The following is a 19,302-nucleotide window of genomic DNA, read 5'->3' as shown; positions in this document are numbered from 1 at the left end:
ACCTCGTATTGCCGCAGGAACGCGGGTGCGCTCGCAGCATGTACTCTACACCGTGGCGGGCGGGGCGGTCATCTTGACGTGAAACTTAGACGAGCAGGTAAGGGGGACGTCAAATGCGGTTGCGGCCGAGTGTTTCGACAGATACAGAGCGCGGGGCCGGATGGCCTCCGGCCCCGCGCTCTGTACGGGTACATTGTTGTTGGGTTTAGCCCAGCAGACTCAGGCCGACGGAGACAAACGCCAGGATAACGCCAACGACGGACTCGCCTCCCAACAGGCCGCTTGCGACGACCAGGCCCTGCTCCTGGAAGGCAGCATCCTTGGAAGCCTTCTCTTTGCCCGAAAGACCGGCGGCGTCGCGGTGGGCTGCCCACTTGTCGTAGGCGAGCTTGGCGCAGGAGCCCAAGAAGGCCGTGAGCGACATGTAGAACGGCAGGTACACGCCCAGACCGATCATCATGGCCGGAATGCCGAGCCAATACATGACGATGCCGGCGATAAAACCGCCTGCGAACCACGGCACGCTCGGGATGCCCGAGACCATGGTGGCGACTACGCTTGCCTGCGCGGCCACAAAGCTCTTGTCGGGACCAAAGGCGTCCGGACCATAGGCGGTGACGAGCGCGACCATGACGGCGGCAGCGACCAGTGCGCCCACGATGCCGCCGATGGCCTGGCCGATCCACTGTGCGCGCGGGTTGGTGCCCAGCACGGCGCCGGCCTTAAAGTCGTTCATGACGTCGCCCGCAAGGCCGCAAGCCACGGCCACGATGCCGGCGATAAAGAACAGCTTGACCTGCGCAAGCTGCGCGAAGGCCGCTACGATGAGCATGACGATGAGGCCAAAGATCTCCATGGGGTCGATACCCGTCTGGCCGCAGCTCTGCGCACTCATGATGGTGGTGACAAAGGTGAACAGCGTGACGATGACGGCTGGGACGGGGCCAAGGTCGAGCGCGATGGCGATGATCACGGCGATGGCGGCGGTGCCCAGGCCGATGATGCCGGCGTCGAGCTTAAGCGAGCCCGAGATGAGCGACTGCTCGTCGGTGTCGGTGGAGCTGTCGGCGGCAAGACCGCGAACGATACCGGCGACCTGCGGCAGGATGTCTTTAAGGACGACGGCGACGCCAAAGCCCATCATAAGGCCCATACCTAAGGACTTGACGATACCCTGCGCGGTCACAATATCGAACAGGCCGGCAGCGGTGCCGCCGACGATAATGCCAAAGTTGCCCAGCAGCGCGCCGGCAAACCAGAAGGCGACGGGGGCAAAGCCCACCAAAAAGCCGATGGACAGCAGCATGGGCGAGTTGTAGATGGCAAAGGTCACGCCGGGGATATTGAGCGTGCACAGCATGCTGGGCACCACGCCCAGGGCGTCGCGCAGCACGCTATAGATGCCTGCGATGGCCATGGAGCCAAAGAGCTGCTTGCCGGTCTTGCCGCCGGCCTCGGTAGCACGCAGGGTCTGGGCTGCGGCGTTGCCGGTGGGAAACTCCAGCACGGCGTCCACGATAAAGTGACGGTGGATGAGCGCCGTTGCCAGAAGGCCCAAAATGGTGCCGGCGAGCGCCACGATAAACATGTCGAGCCAGCTGATCTGGTCGGCATAGCCCAGCATCCAGGCGCCCGGGATGGTAAACGCCAGGCCGCCGGCGACCATGGCACCCGCGGACATGATGGTGTGGGTAACGTTGGCCTCGTTGAGGCTGGCATTGCCCATGAGCTTAAGGAAGAACAACGAGATGACGGCAGCGAAAATGATCGGCCAGGGGAGGGCGCCCATCTTGAGGGCCGTGTAGGCCGAGCTTGCCGTGATAATCACGCAGCCAAGGACGCCGATGACGACGCCGCGCAGCGTAAGTTGACCGCGCATAGAAGTGCGGTTCGAGGGATTGCCCATATAGAACTCCTTTGCGTATATCCGCTTCCCCCGAAAGCGCCGCTACGGATACGGCGCGGGAAGTCGGGTTACCAAGGGCCGCCGCGTGAGCTCGCGCACGACCGCGCATCAGTATAGCGGCAAGGTAGTCATTTTGGGACGGGGCTATTTTAGCTACCCTTTGACAGTCGACGAATTATCTGGGATTGGGGCAAATATCAACCGACATATTGGGGTAGCTAAAATAGCCCCGTCCCAAAATGACTACCTGGGATGGCTGGTTCGGGTAGGCGATATACTGCTGGGCAGACGAAAGGAGCGCCGACGATGCTTAATGGGTGCGCATATATATTGACGGTCGATGTGGGCAACACGTTCATTCGCTTTGGTCTGTTTGCCGAGGATTCGGCCGCGGCGCAGGAATGCCCGCTTGCGACGTGCGAGATCACGACGCCGCCGAGCATTACGGCCGATGAGGCGCGCATGAGGCTCGCGCGGGTCATGGGCGCACTGGCAGCCGATGCGGGCATGCCTGGTGTGCTCGTTCCCGCGGCAGCAGTGCTGAGCTGCGTGGTGCCGGCGCTCGAGCGCCCGTGGAAGGCGGCACTTTCCCGTACCTGCACGGGGCGCGTGCTCACCGTGGGGCCGGGACTTAAGACCGGCATGCCCGTGCACTACGACGACCCGGCCGAGATCGGTCCCGATCGCATCGCCGACGCCGTGGCGGCCCGTGCCGTCTACGGCTCTCCGTGCATCGTGATCGACCTGGGCACTACGACCAATATCGAGGTCATCGATGCACGCGGAACCTTTGTCGGCGGTGTTATCGCGCCGGGGCTGGCGCTCGGCGCTCGCTCGCTCTCGGCCGCTGCGGCGCGCCTGCCGCAAGTCGAGCCCTCGGCACCCACGCATGTGATCGGTCGCAACACGCGCGAGGCCATGCGCTCGGGCGTGGTCTTGGGCGAGGTGGCCCGTATCGACGGCATGCTCGACATGGTGCTTGCCGAGATGCGCTCGACCAAGGCGGCAGGCGAGGGCACCGTGCCCATTGTCATCACCGGCGACGATGCCGAGGCGCTCGCGGCGTTGGTCGGCCACAGCCTGACGGTAGACGACGCGCTGACGCTGCGGGGTCTCGCCGAGCTGTACCGCATCAACCAAAAGCCTCGCCGCGCATAAAGCCAAGAACGTCGGCGGGGGGGGGGAGGAAACAGTCCCACCTTTCACCTGCTACAATGGGCCAAACTATTTCGATTTCGGAGGTGTCTGCCATGTCGGACGATCTTCATCAAACCGCGTCGGGCAAGCGCCGCGACGTTATTAGCTGGGACGAGTTCTTTATGAGCGTGGCCATCGCCGCGCAGCGCCGCAGCAAGGATCCTAATACGCAGGTGGGCGCGTGCATCGCCAGCACCAACCACCGCATTCTTTCGGTGGGCTACAACGGTACGCCCTCGGCGCTCAACGACGACTTTTTCCCGTGGGGCACGAGCGATGACCCGCTGCAGGACAAGCATAACTACGTAGTTCATGCCGAGGCCAACGCCGTGCTCAACTACCGCGGCTCGCTCAAGGACCTTGAGGGTTCCACGGTCTACGTCACGCTGTTCCCATGCCACGACTGTGCCAAAATCCTGGCGCAGGTAGGTGTGGGCGAGGTTGTCTATCTGGACAATAAGTACGCCGACACCGACGACGGCCGCATCAGTCGCCGCATTCTCGACTCCTGTGGCATTAGCTTCCGCCAGGTTATCGTCGATGTCCACATTGGTACCGGGGAACAAACGCAGCAGTAGCGGCAGCGTGTACGAGCGCCGGGCGTTGGCAAAAGCGGCTAATTAAGCCCCGTTCCAAATTGACTGTCAAATTAACTGCTCGTGAAAGTCGTGTCCGCGCGCATGGACGGCTCGCGAGCGGGTACATGGCTGTAGTAACATAGCTCTGTCCGCGGGCGCGCCCGCGTTATTGTGAGAAAGGAGCCCCTGTGGCTGTTAACGAAGAGCTGCTTAAGAAGGTTCTTGAAGAGATTCGCCCCAACCTGCAGGCCGACGGCGGCGACATGGAGTATATGGGCGTTGATGACGAGGGCGTCGTCAAGCTGGAGCTCCAGGGCGCCTGCGCCGGTTGCCCCATGAGCGCTCTGACGCTTTCCATGGGCGTCGAGCGTATCCTCAAGGAGCACGTGCCCGGCGTTACGCGTGTCGAGCAGGTCAATGCCTCCGGCGAGGTCGAGGATCTGTACGACGAGTATGCGCCGTTCTGAGAAGCGAAAGCTGCGGGCGATGTGCTCCGCATAGACGTCATGCCCAAATGTGCGGCTGCGAGCGAAAGGCCCGCGGCCGCATTTGTATGTAGGGAACAGGGGGACCGATATGCTCAACGACCTCTACCATATGCTTGATCCTGTCGCCATTTCGGCGGGGCCCATCACCATCTACTGGTACGGCTTGGCCTATGTGGTCGGAGCTCTGCTCACGGCGGTCGTCATGTACCGCACGCAGCGTCGTTGGGGTTTTGACATTACGGTCGACGACCTGATGAGTGTCGTGGTTGGTGTGGTCTTTGGCCTCATCATTGGCGCCCGTCTGTTCTACGTCATCTTTTACGGTGACGGCTACTACTGGGCGCATCCGCTCGAGATCTTTGCCACCAACGAAGGCGGCATGAGTTTCCATGGCGGCCTGGTGGGCGGCATCATCGGCGGCGTGCTCGTGTGCCGCATGTACAAGCTCGACGCCTGGACCATCGCCGACCTTGCCGTTATCGGTGCTCCGCTGGCCCTGTGCCTGGGGCGCTGCGCCAACTTTGTCAACGGCGAGCTGTGGGGCAAGCCGACCGATTTGCCCTGGGGCGTGATCTTTGGCGGCACCGCGGGCGATATACCGCGCCATCCATCCCAGCTCTACGAGGCATTTCTCGAGGGCATTGTGCTCTTCTGCATTCTGCAGGTGCTCAGCCGCAAAAAACCGCTGCTGCCCCAGGGTGCGTTTATGGGCGTGTTCGTGATGGGGTACGGCATCGTCCGCTTCCTCATTGAGTTTGTGCGCGTGCCCGATGCCCAGCTGGGCTATCTGCTGGGCGGCGTCATCACCATGGGTCAGCTGCTGAGTCTGCCACTCGTGATTGCGGGCCTGGCGCTCATCATTTTTGCCCTCCGCCGCAACCGTCCCCAGCGCATCTATCTCGACGCCTAACCACCATATACCACCACAAAGGGAACAGGCACCTTTGTGGCGATTTTGCCAGGCAACGATGACAGAACCGTAACGTTTCCCCAGATAAAACCTGCCAAAATAAACCTGTCCCTTTTTGGCAGGTTTCTAGAAAGGCTTTTCGGACTGTGAAGGATTCCGATCTCTCCACAACGGCTGCGCGCGACGCCGCCCGCATCGTTTGGTTTAAGCGCTATCCCGCCAAGCAGACGCTCGTCGCATTTTTGCTCGCCCTGCTGGCGACCACGGCGTTTTCCATCGATCCCGCCCCGGTGTCGAGCAACGCGGTCTTGGCGATCGATCCAAAGGCCTCGGGCATGCTTTACGTGTGCTACGAGGTACTCCTCTCATTTGCCGGCCATACCGACGCTGTGATGCTGCTCGCGCTGGCCTGCCTGCTCACGCTGCCGTTTCGCTATGTGTTCTTTGGCCGCGGTGACGCTTGGCGCCCCTCGGTCGTGCTGCCGTCGCTATTCTTTGCCGTCTGCATGGTGTTCGGCCGCAGTTACGACCTCACCGATTCGGCCGAGATTGTGCTGGGCGACAAGGCGCGCGTTATCTGCGCCTGGATTGGCGGCGCGGGCTGGATGCTTCTGGCGATTGTGGCCTTCTATCTGGCTTTTGAGTTTTTGGATTGGTTGAGTTCTCGCCGCATTCCGTTTTCGGAGGCGCATTTTGGCCGCGTGTGGCGTGTTACCCACGCCGTGCTCTCGGTCCATCCTTTTGTTGGGCCGTTTCTTGTACTCATGATTGTCTGGGCGCCCACGCTTATCGCCTCGCTGCCCGGCCTCTTTATGGGAGATACGGGCGCGCAGATCCGCCAATGGTTCAACTACCCCAACGGCACGAGCGACTACCTGCGCCTGCTTAACCCCAACGTGCTGCTCAACGGCCATCATCCGGTGGTACACACGGCCATCATCGGCTTGTGTGTGCAACTGGGGCTTTCGCTATTCAATAGCGCCAATGCGGGTCTTGCCATCTACACCTGCGCCCAATTTGTCATCACGGCCGCCTGCGTGGCCTATTCCATATCGTCGCTGCGCAAGCTGGGCGTGAGCCTGCCGGTCCGCGGCGTCATCTTGCTGTTCTTTGCGTTTATGCCGATGTTCTCCAACTACGCGGCGCTGCTGACCAAAGACGTACTGTTTGCCGATGCGTTTCTGGTACTGCTCGTTCAGACCGTCAAGCTCGTGGCATGTGGCCTGCCCCGTCGCGATGTCAATGCCGAGCGCGCGGGCGAGCGCACGCCTGTGCTCTTTGCGCGCCACGACTGGCTGTTGCTCGTGCTGGGCGCCATGGGTTCCACGTTTTTGCGCAATGGCGGCCTGGTCTTTCCGTTGGCGGCCTGCGTGATTGCGGCGGCGTTTTGCGCCTGGGACGCGCATGTGGCCCGTCGCGTGGTCAAACAGTCTGGCGTCGCACCCTCATGCGCCACGCCGCGCTTCCGCTGGGCCGGCGTTCTCGCGGTGCTCGTGCTCTGCCTTGCCTCCAACATGTACTTTACCAAGGTCTTTATGCCCGCGCACGATATCACGCCGGGCTCCAAGCGCGAGATCCTCTCGATTCCGTTTCAACAGACGGCGCGCTTCGTCCAAAAGCACGACGGCCTTAATTCGGGCGTTAACCCCAAGGTCAAAGACGACGGCACGATTGAGGAAGCTCCCTGCGACGGTCTGGTGACCGATAAGGAACGCGCTGCGATCGATCGGGTGCTCAAGTACGAGAATCTGGGCCGCCGTTACAACCCCGACAAGTCGGATGCCGTAAAAAACTGTTTTAACGAGTACGCCTCGCAGGAGGACATCAAGGCCTATTTTGAGGCGTGGGCCCAGATGTTCAAAAAGGATCCCGAGTGCTATATCTCGGCGCTCATCAATAACTACTACGGCTACTTTTATCCGAGTGCCCGCGATGCGTGGGTCTACAGCACGGCGCGCAGTGCCGAGATCATGGCGAAGCCCGATAACCTCAAGTACTTCGACTTCCATCCGGTCGATAGCAAGGTTGTGCGCTGGTGCGACCACCTGATCAACCTGTATCGCGTGGCAGTACAACGCATCCCGTTTATCTCGCTCACCATGAGCTCGGCCACCTATGTGTGGATCATGATCGCTGTGGTGGTCTATCTGCTACGTCGTCATTCGTGGCGCGGGCTGGCCATTTGGGTGCCGCTGCTGGGCGTGCTCGCCGTGTGCCTGATCGGTCCCTGCAACGGCTCGACCTACATGCGCTACCTGTATCCAGTCATCGCCTGCATGCCCTTCGCCATCGGCGCCACCATCACCCGCAGCGACCTCCTTTGGTTCTAACTTGGTGCAAAGGGGACAGGTTACTTTGCACCAAGGGGCTGCATCATCACGACGCCTTCATTTTGGGGTTTATCTCGCAGGCCAGTAGGTATATCATAACGACGTTTGTTTATATTGCCCGAGCATCTGCGCTGGGCTTTAGGTCGAAACCGATAGGAGACACGTATGTCCGGACACTCTAAGTGGGCCACAACCAAGCATCGTAAGGGCGCGCAGGACGCCAAGCGTTCCGCCCTCTTCTCCAAGCTGAGCCGCAACATCACCGTTGCTGCCCGTCTCGGCGGCGACCCGCTGCCCGAGAACAACGCCAGCCTCGCCGCTGCCGTTGCCAAGGCTAAGGCTCAGTCCATGCCCAAGGACAAGATCAAGTCCGCTATCGACAAGGCCTTCGGTTCGGGTGCCGATGCCGCCGTCTACGAGAACATCGTGTACGAGGGCTATGGTCCCGCCGGTGTTGCCGTCTACGTCGACTGCCTGACCGATAACCGCAACCGTACCGCCGCCGATGTCCGTTCCGCCTTCTCCCACGCTGGCGGCAACCTGGGCACCTCCGGCTCCGTCGCCTTCCAGTTTGAGCGCAAGGGCCAGATCGTCGTCGCCAAGGAGATCCTGGACGAGAACGCCAAGAAGGAGACCATGATCGCCAACGGTGCTGCCGGTGACGAGGAAGAGTTCATGATGGCTATCGCCGAGGCCGGTGGCGACGACTACGAGGACGCCGGCGAGGAGTGGATCGTTTGGACCGCCGCCAACGACGTCATGGCTGTTTCCAAGGCGCTCGAGGAGCAGGGCATCCAGGTCAAGGGCTCCGAGACCACTATGGTTCCGACCACCCCGACCGAGGTCTCCGGTGCCGACGCCAAGAAGGTCCAGCGCCTCATCGACCGTCTCGAGGAGCTCGACGACGTTCAGGATGTTTACAGCACCATGGACATGACCGACGAGGTCATCGCTGCCCTCGAGGAGGAGTAGCGCCTGCACGGGTTAAGCCGTGCATATCTGGGCATAATGAAGCGAGCATACAAGCCTCGTGGAATAGATGAGCCGGATCCGCGTGCGTATGGCACCGGACCCGGCTCTTTTATAATGATGCGAATCGTTTTGCATTCTGTGGACCGAAACCTGAAGGGAGCGCGCGTGCGCGTACTCAAACGAGCCCTAGCAATCGTGTACCTTGCCGCCGCCATCGTGGCGCTGGGCACGCTTGTCTGCCAGTTCTGGGGACCGTATACGTATCGCTTTATGCTGCTGTTGCGTGACACCATGCCTCGCGTTGTCGTTACGGTGTGCGCCGCCATCGTGGCACTTGGCGTGCTCATCGGGTTTTTCCGCCTGATGTTCGCGCGTCGCGAGCCGTCCTGCGTGCATCCGGCGGGGGAGCGCAACATCGAGGTCACCCTCGCAGCGCTTTCCTCGTGCGCCCGTGCCGCGGCAGAGCGCGACGACCGTGTGATAGTCGAGCATGTCGAGGCGCGCGTGCAGGGTTCCGACGAATCGCTCGTCCGTTTTAAGGTCGACGCCATCGCGCTCGATGACCGGGACGTGGCCTCCCTTGCAACCGCGATGCAGCAACGTATCGAGGAGGCCTGCGACACCATGCTCGGCACGCCGGGCACGACCGCGCGCGTCCGTTTTTTGCCGTCCAAGACTACCGTCCAGACCGTGGAGGTTTCCGGTGAGTGATACCAATCAAGACAAGACCGTCCGCACCCCGCGCCTGACGATCGACCAGAACGCTACGCCGGCAGGCGAGTCCGCCGACACCACCCCCGAGGCCGGCGAGCAGCACGACAGCGCCGCCAACGACTTTGACGAGGCCATGGGTCTCATCAAGGGTACGGGGGCGGCCATCTGGAGCTATGCCGTCCGTCATCCCAACACCACGCTCGGAGCCGTCGCTGGTTTTGTGCTCGCCGTGCTGGTGCTCACGATCGGCCTGTGGGATACACTCGTCATCGCATTCTTTGTGCTGATCGGCGCCGTGATTGGCCAGATCCGTGACGGCGAGAACGGGATCGTCAACTTCTTCGGCCGTCTGTTTAGCGGCCGCTAGTATGTATTCGACCGCCGCGTGTGCGGTGGGCATAAGGAGGAACCATGGCTTTTAACACGAAGGTCGATGTGGCCGATACCGAGCTCGAGGCAGACGAGACCGTCGTCGCCGAGGCTGAGGACGTAACGCTCGAGGACGGGGCGCTCGTCGAGGCCGAGCCCGCCGACGATGCGGACGAGGATGATGAGGAAGCGGACGAGTCCGAGGATTCGCTGACCTATTCCAACGGTGTGATCGAGAAGATCGTCGCCATGGCCACCCGCGAGGTGCCGCACGTCCTGGGCATGAAGGGCAACCTTATGCACTTTGTTCAGGAGCAGTTTGGTGCCGAGAACCTGACCAAGGGCGTGACGGTCGAGGTCACCGATGACAACCGCGTGGTCGTCAACATTTCCGTCATTATCGAGTACGGCGCCTACGCACCCGCGATTTTCGACGACGTTAAGGCGCGCGTGACCGAGCGCCTGGCCGCGATGACCGGCCTTGAGGTGGCAGGCGTCAACCTGCGCATCGAGGATGTCATCACCCCCGAGGAGTACGAGCACCGCACCAGCCAGCACGAGTAACCTACCAAATAGGGACAGGTTTGTTTCGATAGGTTTTACCTGCGAAAACGCTAAACGGTCGACCGCGCAAGCAAAAGTGCGGTCGACCGTTTTCTATATGCCCTCGATGTAGTCATACCGCTCGTCTAACTAGGGGTTGCAATCTTCGCGCTCCGCGTTACCCTAATGGGCGCATTGTTTCCAAATCGTTAACGAGGGGTTGCCGTAATGGCTGACGAGCACGAAACAGAAAGCAAGGCATGGGCGATTGAGGCCGCTGCGGCAGAGGCGGCGTCGCGTGCCGCCGAGGAGGTGCATCGTCCTCCCGTGGTGCCGATGGAGCGCGTTGTCGGTCGCGAGGATATCGAACGTGGCGAGCGCGCCGGCCGCAAGCGCAGCCAGGAGCCGGGCTTCCCGCGCTTTTTCGCCGAGCTCAATCTGGGCCTGATCCTCACGGCGTTCGCCATCGTGGCCTTTAAAACCCCCAATCACTTTGCCTTCGGCGGAACCTCGGGCGTGTCGGTCATTCTTTCCACGCTGTTCCCGACTCTGCCCGTCGGCGTCTTTATGTGGATCATCAATGCGGTTCTCGTCGTCTTGGGCTTTATCTTTTTGGAGCGCAAGGCAATCCTGTGGAGCGTTTTTGCCTCGTTTGCGCTTTCGGCCTACGTCTCGCTGTTTGAGCTCTTCATTCCGACGGATGTTTCGATGACGGGCGATATGTGGCTCGACCTGTGTTTTGCCGTGATTTTGCCGGCGCTGGGCAGTGCCATTGTCTTTGACATTGGCGCCTCGACGGGCGGCACCGATATCCTTGCCATGATCCTCAAGCGTCGCACGACGCTCGAGATCGGACGCGCCTTGCTGTTGGTCGATATCGGCATCGTGACCATCGCGGCCTTTTTGTACGGTCCGCGCGTTGGCCTGTACTGCGTGCTCGGCCTGTTTGCCAAGACGCTTGTGGTCGACAAGGCCATCGAGAGCATTCACTTGCGCAAGGTCTGTACGATTATTTGCTCCGAACCGCGCAAAGTCGAGGAGTTTATCGTCAAGCATCTCAACCGCACGGCAACGATCAGCCGCGGCTACGGTGCCTTCTCGGGCAATTGCGTCACAGTGATTATGAGCGTGTTGAGCCGTCGCGAGGCAGTGCAACTGCGCCGCTATACCCGCGATATCGATCCAGATGCGTTTATCACGATCGTTGACAGCTCCGAGATCGTGGGCAAGGGCTTCCGCGGCACGAACTAGCGCGGATATACCCTTCGAACCATTGAATAAAGCCGCCTACGTTTCAAATCGGTCATCTTGGGGTATTTGTCCCCACATTGCGCGATAATGTTGCCAAAGACGTCGTTTGCGATCCAGGTGATTCGCTCTAGATACGAAGGGATGATTTCGATGTTCTGTTCGCAGTGTGGCGCCCCCATGGGCGATAACGACAAGTTCTGCGGCGTGTGCGGTGCCCCTAATACCGAGGTCAAGGCCGCTGGCCCCGCTCCCCAGGGACAGTCTCAGCCCCAGCAGTTTGTTCCGCAACCGCCCGTGGCGAATGCGCCAAAGGGCTGTGTGGCTCAGGCGTTCCAAGACATGACCAAGACTCCGGGCGTGCTGCAGCGCGTGTGCCAGATTGCTTTTTTGCCGGCGCTTATCTGTGTCGTGTCGGTGCTCGTGCTGTTCATTCCCGTTATCGGCGGTATTGCAGCTGCCATCGGCTTTTTGGCCGCCTGCGTGGCGAGTGTGTGCGGTTCGGGCTTTGGCATCGAGTGGGGTCGCGACCTGTCGCTTAAGATCGATGACGGCATGGATCGTCCGTTGATGCGTTCCACATCGTTTGGCCTCGGGGTCTTTTCGAGCGTTATTTCGGTCGTGCTCGAGATTATCGCTGCCATTCCCGTTATTGGTGTAGTGCTTTCGCTGGTGGAGAGCGTGGTAATTGGCGCGGCGGGCTCGTATTCGTATTACGGCTCTTCTGCGCTCGAGACTGCGCTGTTTGGCTCGCTTGGCCTGCTTGTCCTGGCTATGATTGCCACGGCGGTCCTGGGAGTCTTCTTTAAGATGTTCGCCGATATCGCCGTGATGCACTTTGCGGTGACCGGTCGCGTCGAGAGCGCGTTTTCGCTCGACAAGGTCTGGGCGGCCTTTAAGAACAATAAGACCAAGCTGTTTTGCGCTTCATTCCTTCCCGAGTTTTTGACGGGCCTGGTCGCCAACGTTGTCACATGGATCTTGACGGCGGTCTTTGGCGCTATTGCCTCTGTCGGTATGTATAGCTACTACTATCGTCCTACGGGTATTGAGGCAATTGTTACCGGCGGTGGCATCTCACTCGTACTGTTCCTGGTGCTGATCGCTTTCGTCACCGTATTTCTAACGGTCTTTGGCAAGATGCTCAAGCACCGTGCCGTTGGCTATTGGGTCGCACGTTATGCAAGCGAGTGGGCCGACGAGGATAAGGACGACGTCCTGACTTTTGTATTGCCCTTCGAGAAGAAGTCCGCTCCTTCGGGTTACAGCGCTCCGGATGTCGCGCCTGAGCCCGAGCCTGAGTCTGTCCCGGGATCTGCGCCGGAGTCCGAGCCCACGACGGAGTCCGAGCCCACGACGGAACCCGCGCCAAGCTCCGACGAGGACCCGCAAGACGAGTAGCCCTGTCACCTGCCATTTGGGGACGGGGTGGAAATGGTAGAAATAGTGCTTGACGAATGAGCGGGGGCGGACGTGTCGAAACATCCGCCCCCGCTTTGACATCGCGATGTGGCTACGGCTGCGAGATGGTCGCGATTCGACTACTCGTTGTGCTTCTCTTCGTGACGAGCGGCGGTGCGAGCTTCGTGGATGCCCTTGATGGCGGCATGGCGGGCGGTGCGGGCGTCGTGCATGGCGTCGCGGGCCTCGGCGGCCGTTGCCTTGGCAGAGCGTAGCTTGGCTGCCAGATCGGGATTGGTCTCGGCAACCGCGGCGATAGCGGGGCCGTCGAGCTCCTCTTGCGTGGGCTCGGCCAAAAAGTCGATAGCATACTGAGCGGCTACCATGGAGCCCTTGGCGAGCACGCTCTCGTCGATCTTATAGAAGCAGGAGTGCTGGGCATAGGTGGCGCCGATCTGGGGGTTGCGCGTGCCCACAAAGGCAAGCACGCCCGGTACACGGCGCAGGTACTCCGAAAAATCCTCGCCCGAAAGCGTGCCGCGATAATGGCCTTCGCCGGCTGCACCCAGACACTTGACCACGGCCTGACGACAACGCTCACTCGAGGCGACGTCGTTTTCGACCTTGTAGTTGGCGATGGTGTAGTCGGTAAGTTCAGCCTCGGCGCCCAGGGCCGCCGCAGTGTGCTCTACGATGCGGCGCATGAGCTCGGGCATTTCCTCGTGCGTCGAATCGCCATAGGTGCGCACCGTGCCGGCGAGGTAGGCGGTACCGGCGATAACGTTGCGCGCGGTGCCGCCGTGCAGCTCGCCGACGGTAATGACGGCCGGCTCGTAGGGGCTGATCTCGCGCGAAACGATGGTCTGCAGGGCGTTGACGATCTCGGCCGCCACCATGACGGCGTCGTGGCCGCGCTGGGGCATGGCGCCGTGGCACGAGGTGCCGCGGACATCAATGCGGAACCAGTCGGTATTGGCCATGCGCGGACCGGGCTCGCAGCTTACGGTGCCGGCGTCGACCTCACTCCAGATGTGTGAGGCGTAGGCGCCATCGACGCCGTCGAGCACACCCGTGCCGATCATGAGTTTGGCGCCTTGGCCGTTTTCCTCACTGGGTTGGAAGACGATGCGGACCTCGCCGTGGATGTCGTCGGTCATATGGCGCAGGATCTGCAGCGTGCCGAGCATCATGGCAATGTGGCAGTCGTGGCCGCAGGCGTGCATGCAGCCCTCGTTGACGCTGGCGAACTCCTCGCCGGTCTGCTCGGTGACGGGTAGGGCGTCGATATCCGCGCGCAGCAGGATGCGGCGGCGCGGCGTGCCGTCCTCGCGGTAGGCGTCGGGTGCGGTGCCGCGAAGGGTCGCCACCAGGCCCGTCTTAAGCGGGCGCTCGTAGGGGATATTCATGGCGTCGAGCTGGTTGGCGATGTCAGAAGTCGTGCGCTCTTCGGCGAGGCTCAGCTCCGGGTGCTTATGGAAGTGCCGGCGCTGCTTGATGATGTAGGGCTCAAACTCGGCGGCGATATCTTGGATGGCTGCGGTGACGTCATCAGCCGCGCGGGCCTCGGTCGCTGCCATAATCTGCTGTGCCTTGGTCTTCGTCATGGTCGATTTGCTCCTTGCTGGTTTATCGCAAAATCGTACAGGCTCTTTCCAGTATGCCACCTGCCACTTGGGGACGGGGCAGAAATGGTAGAAATGGATACCTCCGTAACCTTGACAGGTGCAAATTGCTTATGCACGCAGCCTTGGATGCGGCTTTCAAGCTTGAAATCTACCGTTTCTACCCCGTCCCCAAGGGGCAGGCGGGGCCGTTGGGGTTGGGAAAGGTGCCGTTTACCGCTTGACGTTTTGCAGCTGTGGCGGTGGAGTACACTCGGGGGTGTTGAATTTCCTGCCAGAGATGGGGATGCCCATGCAACATATCGATCGGATTATCCGCTCTAAGAACGTCTTTACCTCGCAAGATGGCATCGATACCGCCCGTGAGCTGGCGATTGCCATCGCAGGCGACCGTATCGTCGCAGTCGGCAAGCCCGATGACGTGATCGCCGCCGCGCCTGCCGCCACGCCGGTTATCGACTACGGCGAGCAGTTTGTCTGCCCCGGTTTCCATGACGCTCATCTGCACTTCTTTCATACCTCGGTCGGTTCCTCGCCGTATATGCTCATGGATGGGGGCACGTCCGAGGTGGCGCTGGTGCGGCACGCGCTCGAGTTTTCCCAGGATCTACCCGACGACGCTTGGGTTGTGACGCAGGGCTGGCGCGACTACCGTTGGGACCCGCCCGAGCATCCTACCAAGGCGTCGCTCGATGCGGTATTTCCCGATCGTCCCTGCGTTATGTACTCGGGCGACGGCCACACGCTGTGGCTCAACAGTCGCGCTCTCGAGGCGCTCGGCGTCACGCGCGATAGCGAGCCGCCAGCGGGCGGCAGCTACGACAAGGACGCAAACGGTGAGCTCACGGGCATTGCTCACGAGGCGGCCGCCATGCAGCTGTTGCCGCGCTGCCTTGAGTGGCTGGGCGAAGATCGCATCGCAAGCGCTTACGCCGATCAAATGAGGCGCATGGCCGAGCAGGGCATCACCTCGATCTGCGACATGTCGCTCATGCCCATGCCGGGCTGCGATTTTATCCGCGACGACGTCTACGACAAACTGCAGACAGCCGGCAAGCTGGGCATTCGTGCCCATCTGTTCCCCACGCTGCTGGATGACCAGTCGCGTCTAGAAGAGCTGCAGGCACGTTACGCGAACAACGCACTGCTTTCGGCGCCGGGCTTTAAGCAGTTCTTTGACGGCGTGTCGAGCGAACATACGGCATATCTCACCGAGCCCTATACCAATCCGCGCTTCCCGGGCGACCAAGGCCGTCTGACGGTTTCCGCCGAGCGCATGCGCAAGCTGGTTCTGGCGGCTGCGGAGCGCGGCCGCGCCGTGCGCATCCACGTTATCGGCGACGGTGCGATTCATGCCGCGCTGGATATCTTCGAGGAAGCCGCCGGTCTGTACGGCCTGCCCCAGCACGGCCACAACACGCTCGAGCACCTGGAGAACCTCCTGCCCGAGGACATCGACCGCCTGCGCAAGCTCAACGTGGTCGCCTCGAGCCAGCCCTGCCACATTACGCTCGACCCGGGTGGACCGGAGCGCGATTTGGGCTTGGAGCGCAGCCGCATCATGTGGCCGTTCGCAACCTATAAGCAGCGCGGCATTCGCCAAGCCTTCGGTACCGACAGCCCCATCACGCCCGTTACCAGCATGGACGTGCTCTACACGGCTATCACACGCCAGGACCCCAAAAGCCACTGGCCCGAGGGCGGCTGGTTACCGAGCGAGCGCATCGACGCGGCAACGGCTTTGCGCAACTACACCTTGGGCAGCGCCTATGCAGCTGGCGACGAGCAAAACCTCGGCAGCTTGGAGCCCGGCAAGTATGCTGACCTGGTAGTCTTGGACCAAAACCCGCTCACCGTTGACCCCCAAGAGCTGCAAGCCACCAAGGTTCAGGCCACCTACCTAGCCGGTAACCTCATCTACGAGCGCTGATGCTCATGCCGTGTCGTTAAACGCGGCCCGGGCGACTTATTTTGGGATGGCGCTCGAGCCACGTCTGCATATCGGTGGGGAATCGTTATGAGCGTCCCTGCTCTGCCGGATTTGTGCGTGGGGTGGAGGCGCTGCTGCCCCGCGCGTTCAAATTGGACATTTGCAATGCTGCCTCATGGTGTTTTGCATACTTCCCATTACAGATTGCATAAATAGGTTGGGATGTTCTTTCTGGCCCTGATGTACCCCCGCCTGGGCCGTGCAAAAAACGGAGTATTCAGCACTGCGAGCTCTGCCGGCGCCGTTGCGGTCGGGTAATGTCATGGGGATTGACGTCATTTTGGCGTCCGGGCAGGCACGAGGCATGCCTTTATGCCCTGATGGGGTCTGCCTGCCGACCCAAATCGCCGGTCGAAGGCGTCCTTGGGACCAATAAGATGTGTCTGGCGCGTATACAGCCATCCTGGTCTGCTGAATACTCCCAAAAATGCACGGTGCTCCCCAGGGGACCCGTGCGTGCAGCGAAAGCCATGCCCATGTTCCTATCCGCATCGCCATTTTGCTGCACTGACGTTTCTGAATGCCGCGCCCGAACTAGTTAACTTGGCTCCCGTGTGGCGCCGGAGGGGCGGGATATAAGGTTTATCGCGAGTTCCGCACGAGCCGAAGGCCACGTAATGTGGCCTTCGTGCGAGCAGGACTGCCCGAGCAGGAAACCTTATGCCCCGCCCCTCCGGCGCCACACGGGAGCTGCGCACAAGTTATCCCCCCGGCATTCAGAAAATCTAAGTGCCAAAAAATAAGATTTTTTGACTCTGTGTTGTATAACCCGCCATTCGTGGGTACCATTCAACGCGTACGCAAACAAATAGGGTTAATTCGCGTGGCATAACCACGCGGCCCAAAAAGGAGGAGACAAGCATGTCGTCTTTGAAGCCGCTTGCAGATCGTGTTCTGGTCAAGCCCGACGAGGCCGAGCAGAAGACCGCTTCTGGTCTGTATATCGCCAGCAACGCTCAGGAGAAGCCGCAGCGCGGCACCATCGTTGCCGTTGGCGCTGGCAAGGTCAACGACAAGGGTGAGCGCATCCCCATGGACGTCAAGGAAGGCGACGTTGTCATCTACGGCAAGTTCGGTGGCAACGAGGTCAAGGTCGACGGCGAGAAGTATCTGCTGATGCGCGCCGACGACATCTACGCCGTCGTCGAGGCCTAGTCTCATCAGGCTCTCTGATTCGTCTTTGAACGCGGTCGCCGCATAGGACTCGGAAGCGGCGACGTGAGTCACATTTCTTTTGGAGGATTACCTACCATGGCAAAGAACATTACGTTCAATACCGATGCCCGCGCTAAGCTCGCCAAGGGCGTCAACACTCTGGCCGATGCCGTTACCGTCACCATGGGCCCCAAGGGCCGCTATGTCGCCCTGCAGCGCACGTTCGGTGCCCCGACCATCACCAACGACGGCGTTTCCGTCGCCAAGGAGATCGAGCTCGAGGACAACATCGAGAACATGGGCGCCCAGCTGGTGAAGGAGGTCGCCACCAAGACCAACGACACCGTGGGTGACGGCACCACCACCGCAACCCTGCTCGCTCAGGCCATCGTTAACGACGGCCTGCGCAACGTCGCCGCTGGCGCCAACCCGCTGGCCATCCGTCGCGGCATCGACAAGGCCGTCAACGCCGCCGTCGCCGAGATGAAGAAGCAGGCCAAGCCGGTCGAGACCAAGGAGCAGATTGCTTCCGTCGGTACCATCTCCGCCGGTGACCCCGAGGTCGGCGAGAAGATCGCCGAGGCCATGGAAGTCGTGGGCAAGGACGGCGTCATCACCGTCGAGGATTCCCAGACGTTCGACATCACCATCGACACCGTCGAGGGCATGCAGTTCGATAAGGGCTACGTCTCCGCTTACTTCGTCACGGACAACGACCGCATGGAGGCCGTGATGAAGGATCCGTACATCCTCATCACCGACCAGAAGATCTCCAGCGTCCAGGACATCATGCCTGTTCTCGAGGCTGTCCAGCGCGCTGGCCGTGGCCTGCTCATCATCGCTGAGGACATCGACGGCGAGGCTCTGCCCACCCTCGTCCTCAACAAGATCCGCGGCGCCCTCAACGTCTGCGCCGTCAAGGCTCCGGGCTACGGCGATCGCCGCAAGCGCATTCTCGAGGACATCGCCGTCCTCACCGGTGGTCAGGCTGCTCTGGACGAGCTGGGCGTGAAGGTCGCTGACATCACCGCCGATATGCTCGGTACCGCTAAGTCCGTCACCATCTCCAAGGACAACACCGTCATCGTCGGCGGCGCTGGCTCCAAGGAGGCCATCGACGCCCGTATTGCTCAGATCAAGGGCGAGATGGAGAACACCACCTCTGACTTCGACCGCGAGAAGCTCCAGGAGCGCCTGGCCAAGCTCTCCGGTGGCGTTGCCGTCATCAAGGTCGGCGCTGCCACCGAGTCCGAGCTCAAGGAGATCAAGCACCGCGTCGAGGACGCCCTGCAGGCAACCCGCGCTGCTGTCGAGGAGGGCATTGTCGCTGGCGGCGGCGTCGCCTTCATGGACGCTGTGCCTGCGCTCGATGCAGTCGAGATCGACGACCCCGAGGAGAAGATCGGCGTCGACATCGTCAAGAAGGCTCTGACCGCTCCGGTCGCAACCATTGCCAAGAACGCTGGCTTTGAGGGCGCTGTCGTGGTCGACAAGGTCGCCGAGCTGCCCGCTGGCCAGGGTCTCAACTCTGCCAGCGGCGAGTGGGGCGACATGATTGAGATGGGCGTCCTCGACCCCGTCAAGGTCAGCCGCGTCACCCTGCAGAACGCTGCTTCTGTCGCCAGCCTGATCCTCATCACCGAGGCCACGGTTTCCGATGTGCCCAAGAACACTCAGCTTGAGGATGCTATCGCTGCTGCTACCGCTGGTCAGCAGGGCGGCGGTATGTACTAAGGCCGACAAGGTCTAGAACTCCCACCGGGAATCCCGGGGGGGGGGGGGGGGGGGGGGGGGGGGGGGGGGGGGGGGGGGGGGGGGGGGGGGGGGGGGGGGGGGGGGGGGGGGGGGGGGGGGGGGGGGGGGGGGGGGGGGGGGGGGG

16 protein-coding genes are annotated in these 19,302 nt (G+C 61.4%); 14 read left to right on the top strand and 2 right to left on the bottom strand.

What is annotated here, in order from left to right:
• Positions 1-205: 205 nt before the first annotated feature.
• Positions 206-1,906 (bottom strand): OPT/YSL family transporter, encoded by a 1,701-nt coding sequence (locus tag ACTNA2_RS07525; RefSeq protein ID WP_441049052.1) that lies wholly within the window; start codon positions 1,904-1,906, stop codon positions 206-208.
• A 306-nt stretch (positions 1,907-2,212) separates the two neighbouring features.
• Between ACTNA2_RS07525 and ACTNA2_RS07520 the strand changes: the two genes are divergently transcribed.
• From ACTNA2_RS07520 to ACTNA2_RS07470, 11 genes are all read left to right on the top strand, one after another.
• Entirely contained in the window at positions 2,213-3,064 is an 852-nt protein-coding gene (locus tag ACTNA2_RS07520; RefSeq protein WP_427795555.1) for a type III pantothenate kinase, read from the top strand.
• Between the two features lie 92 nt (positions 3,065-3,156).
• Entirely contained in the window at positions 3,157-3,681 is a 525-nt protein-coding gene (locus ACTNA2_RS07515; protein WP_154514829.1) for a deoxycytidylate deaminase, read from the top strand.
• Between the two features lie 188 nt (positions 3,682-3,869).
• Complete coding sequence (locus tag ACTNA2_RS07510) at positions 3,870-4,148, top strand: NifU family protein (protein WP_427718265.1); 279 nt, start codon at positions 3,870-3,872, stop codon at positions 4,146-4,148.
• Positions 4,149-4,257: 109 nt separating this feature from the next.
• Entirely contained in the window at positions 4,258-5,079 is an 822-nt protein-coding gene (lgt, locus tag ACTNA2_RS07505; protein WP_441049051.1) for a prolipoprotein diacylglyceryl transferase, read from the top strand.
• Between the two features lie 146 nt (positions 5,080-5,225).
• The gene (locus ACTNA2_RS07500) at positions 5,226-7,409 is read left to right on the top strand and encodes a DUF6020 family protein (RefSeq protein ID WP_441049050.1); all 2,184 of its coding nucleotides are present in this window, start codon (positions 5,226-5,228) and stop codon (positions 7,407-7,409) included.
• Positions 7,410-7,574: 165 nt separating this feature from the next.
• Positions 7,575-8,381 carry a YebC/PmpR family DNA-binding transcriptional regulator gene (locus tag ACTNA2_RS07495; protein ID WP_154514825.1) on the top strand — a complete coding sequence of 269 codons (807 nt, stop codon included), beginning with the start codon at positions 7,575-7,577 and terminating at the stop codon, positions 8,379-8,381.
• 165 nt (positions 8,382-8,546) lie between these two features.
• Positions 8,547-9,092 carry a hypothetical protein gene (locus ACTNA2_RS07490; RefSeq protein ID WP_441049049.1) on the top strand — a complete coding sequence of 182 codons (546 nt, stop codon included), beginning with the start codon at positions 8,547-8,549 and terminating at the stop codon, positions 9,090-9,092.
• Positions 9,085-9,462: a DUF2273 domain-containing protein gene (locus ACTNA2_RS07485; RefSeq protein ID WP_441049048.1), complete on the top strand. Its 378-nt coding sequence runs from the start codon at positions 9,085-9,087 to the stop codon at positions 9,460-9,462. Before ACTNA2_RS07490 ends, ACTNA2_RS07485 begins: the two co-directional genes overlap by 8 nt.
• Positions 9,463-9,506: 44 nt before the next feature.
• Positions 9,507-10,028, top strand: a complete 522-nt coding sequence (locus ACTNA2_RS07480) for an Asp23/Gls24 family envelope stress response protein (protein WP_441049047.1) — start codon at positions 9,507-9,509, stop codon at positions 10,026-10,028.
• A gap of 207 nt (positions 10,029-10,235) precedes the next feature.
• Complete coding sequence (locus ACTNA2_RS07475; RefSeq protein ID WP_441049046.1) at positions 10,236-11,258, top strand: YitT family protein; 1,023 nt, start codon at positions 10,236-10,238, stop codon at positions 11,256-11,258.
• Positions 11,259-11,408: 150 nt separating this feature from the next.
• On the top strand, positions 11,409-12,656 hold the full coding sequence (locus ACTNA2_RS07470; RefSeq protein WP_441015150.1) for a DUF4013 domain-containing protein: 1,248 nt from the start codon (positions 11,409-11,411) through the stop codon (positions 12,654-12,656).
• A gap of 140 nt (positions 12,657-12,796) precedes the next feature.
• Here ACTNA2_RS07470 and ACTNA2_RS07465 read toward each other — a convergent pair whose 3' ends face one another.
• The gene (locus tag ACTNA2_RS07465; RefSeq protein WP_441049045.1) at positions 12,797-14,260 is read right to left on the bottom strand and encodes a M20 family metallopeptidase; all 1,464 of its coding nucleotides are present in this window, start codon (positions 14,258-14,260) and stop codon (positions 12,797-12,799) included.
• A 304-nt stretch (positions 14,261-14,564) separates the two neighbouring features.
• On the opposite strand from ACTNA2_RS07465, the gene ACTNA2_RS07460 reads away from it, so the two are divergent.
• The 3 genes from ACTNA2_RS07460 (at position 14,565) to groL (ending at position 19,157) form a co-directional block, all read left to right on the top strand.
• Entirely contained in the window at positions 14,565-16,208 is a 1,644-nt protein-coding gene (locus ACTNA2_RS07460) for an amidohydrolase (protein ID WP_441049044.1), read from the top strand.
• Positions 16,209-17,129: 921 nt separating this feature from the next.
• The gene (gene groES / locus ACTNA2_RS07455) at positions 17,130-17,423 is read left to right on the top strand and encodes a co-chaperone GroES (protein WP_089572547.1); all 294 of its coding nucleotides are present in this window, start codon (positions 17,130-17,132) and stop codon (positions 17,421-17,423) included.
• A 96-nt stretch (positions 17,424-17,519) separates the two neighbouring features.
• Positions 17,520-19,157 (top strand): chaperonin GroEL, encoded by a 1,638-nt coding sequence (gene groL / locus ACTNA2_RS07450; protein WP_154514811.1) that lies wholly within the window; start codon positions 17,520-17,522, stop codon positions 19,155-19,157.
• Positions 19,158-19,302: the final 145 nt, after the last annotated feature.

It is taken from the genome of Collinsella sp. HCP28S3_E9, from assembly GCF_052065455.1.
Classification (GTDB): domain Bacteria; phylum Actinomycetota; class Coriobacteriia; order Coriobacteriales; family Coriobacteriaceae; genus Collinsella.
Note: the sequence above shows the minus strand (reverse complement) of the source record. Positions and strands in the feature narration are given on the sequence as shown.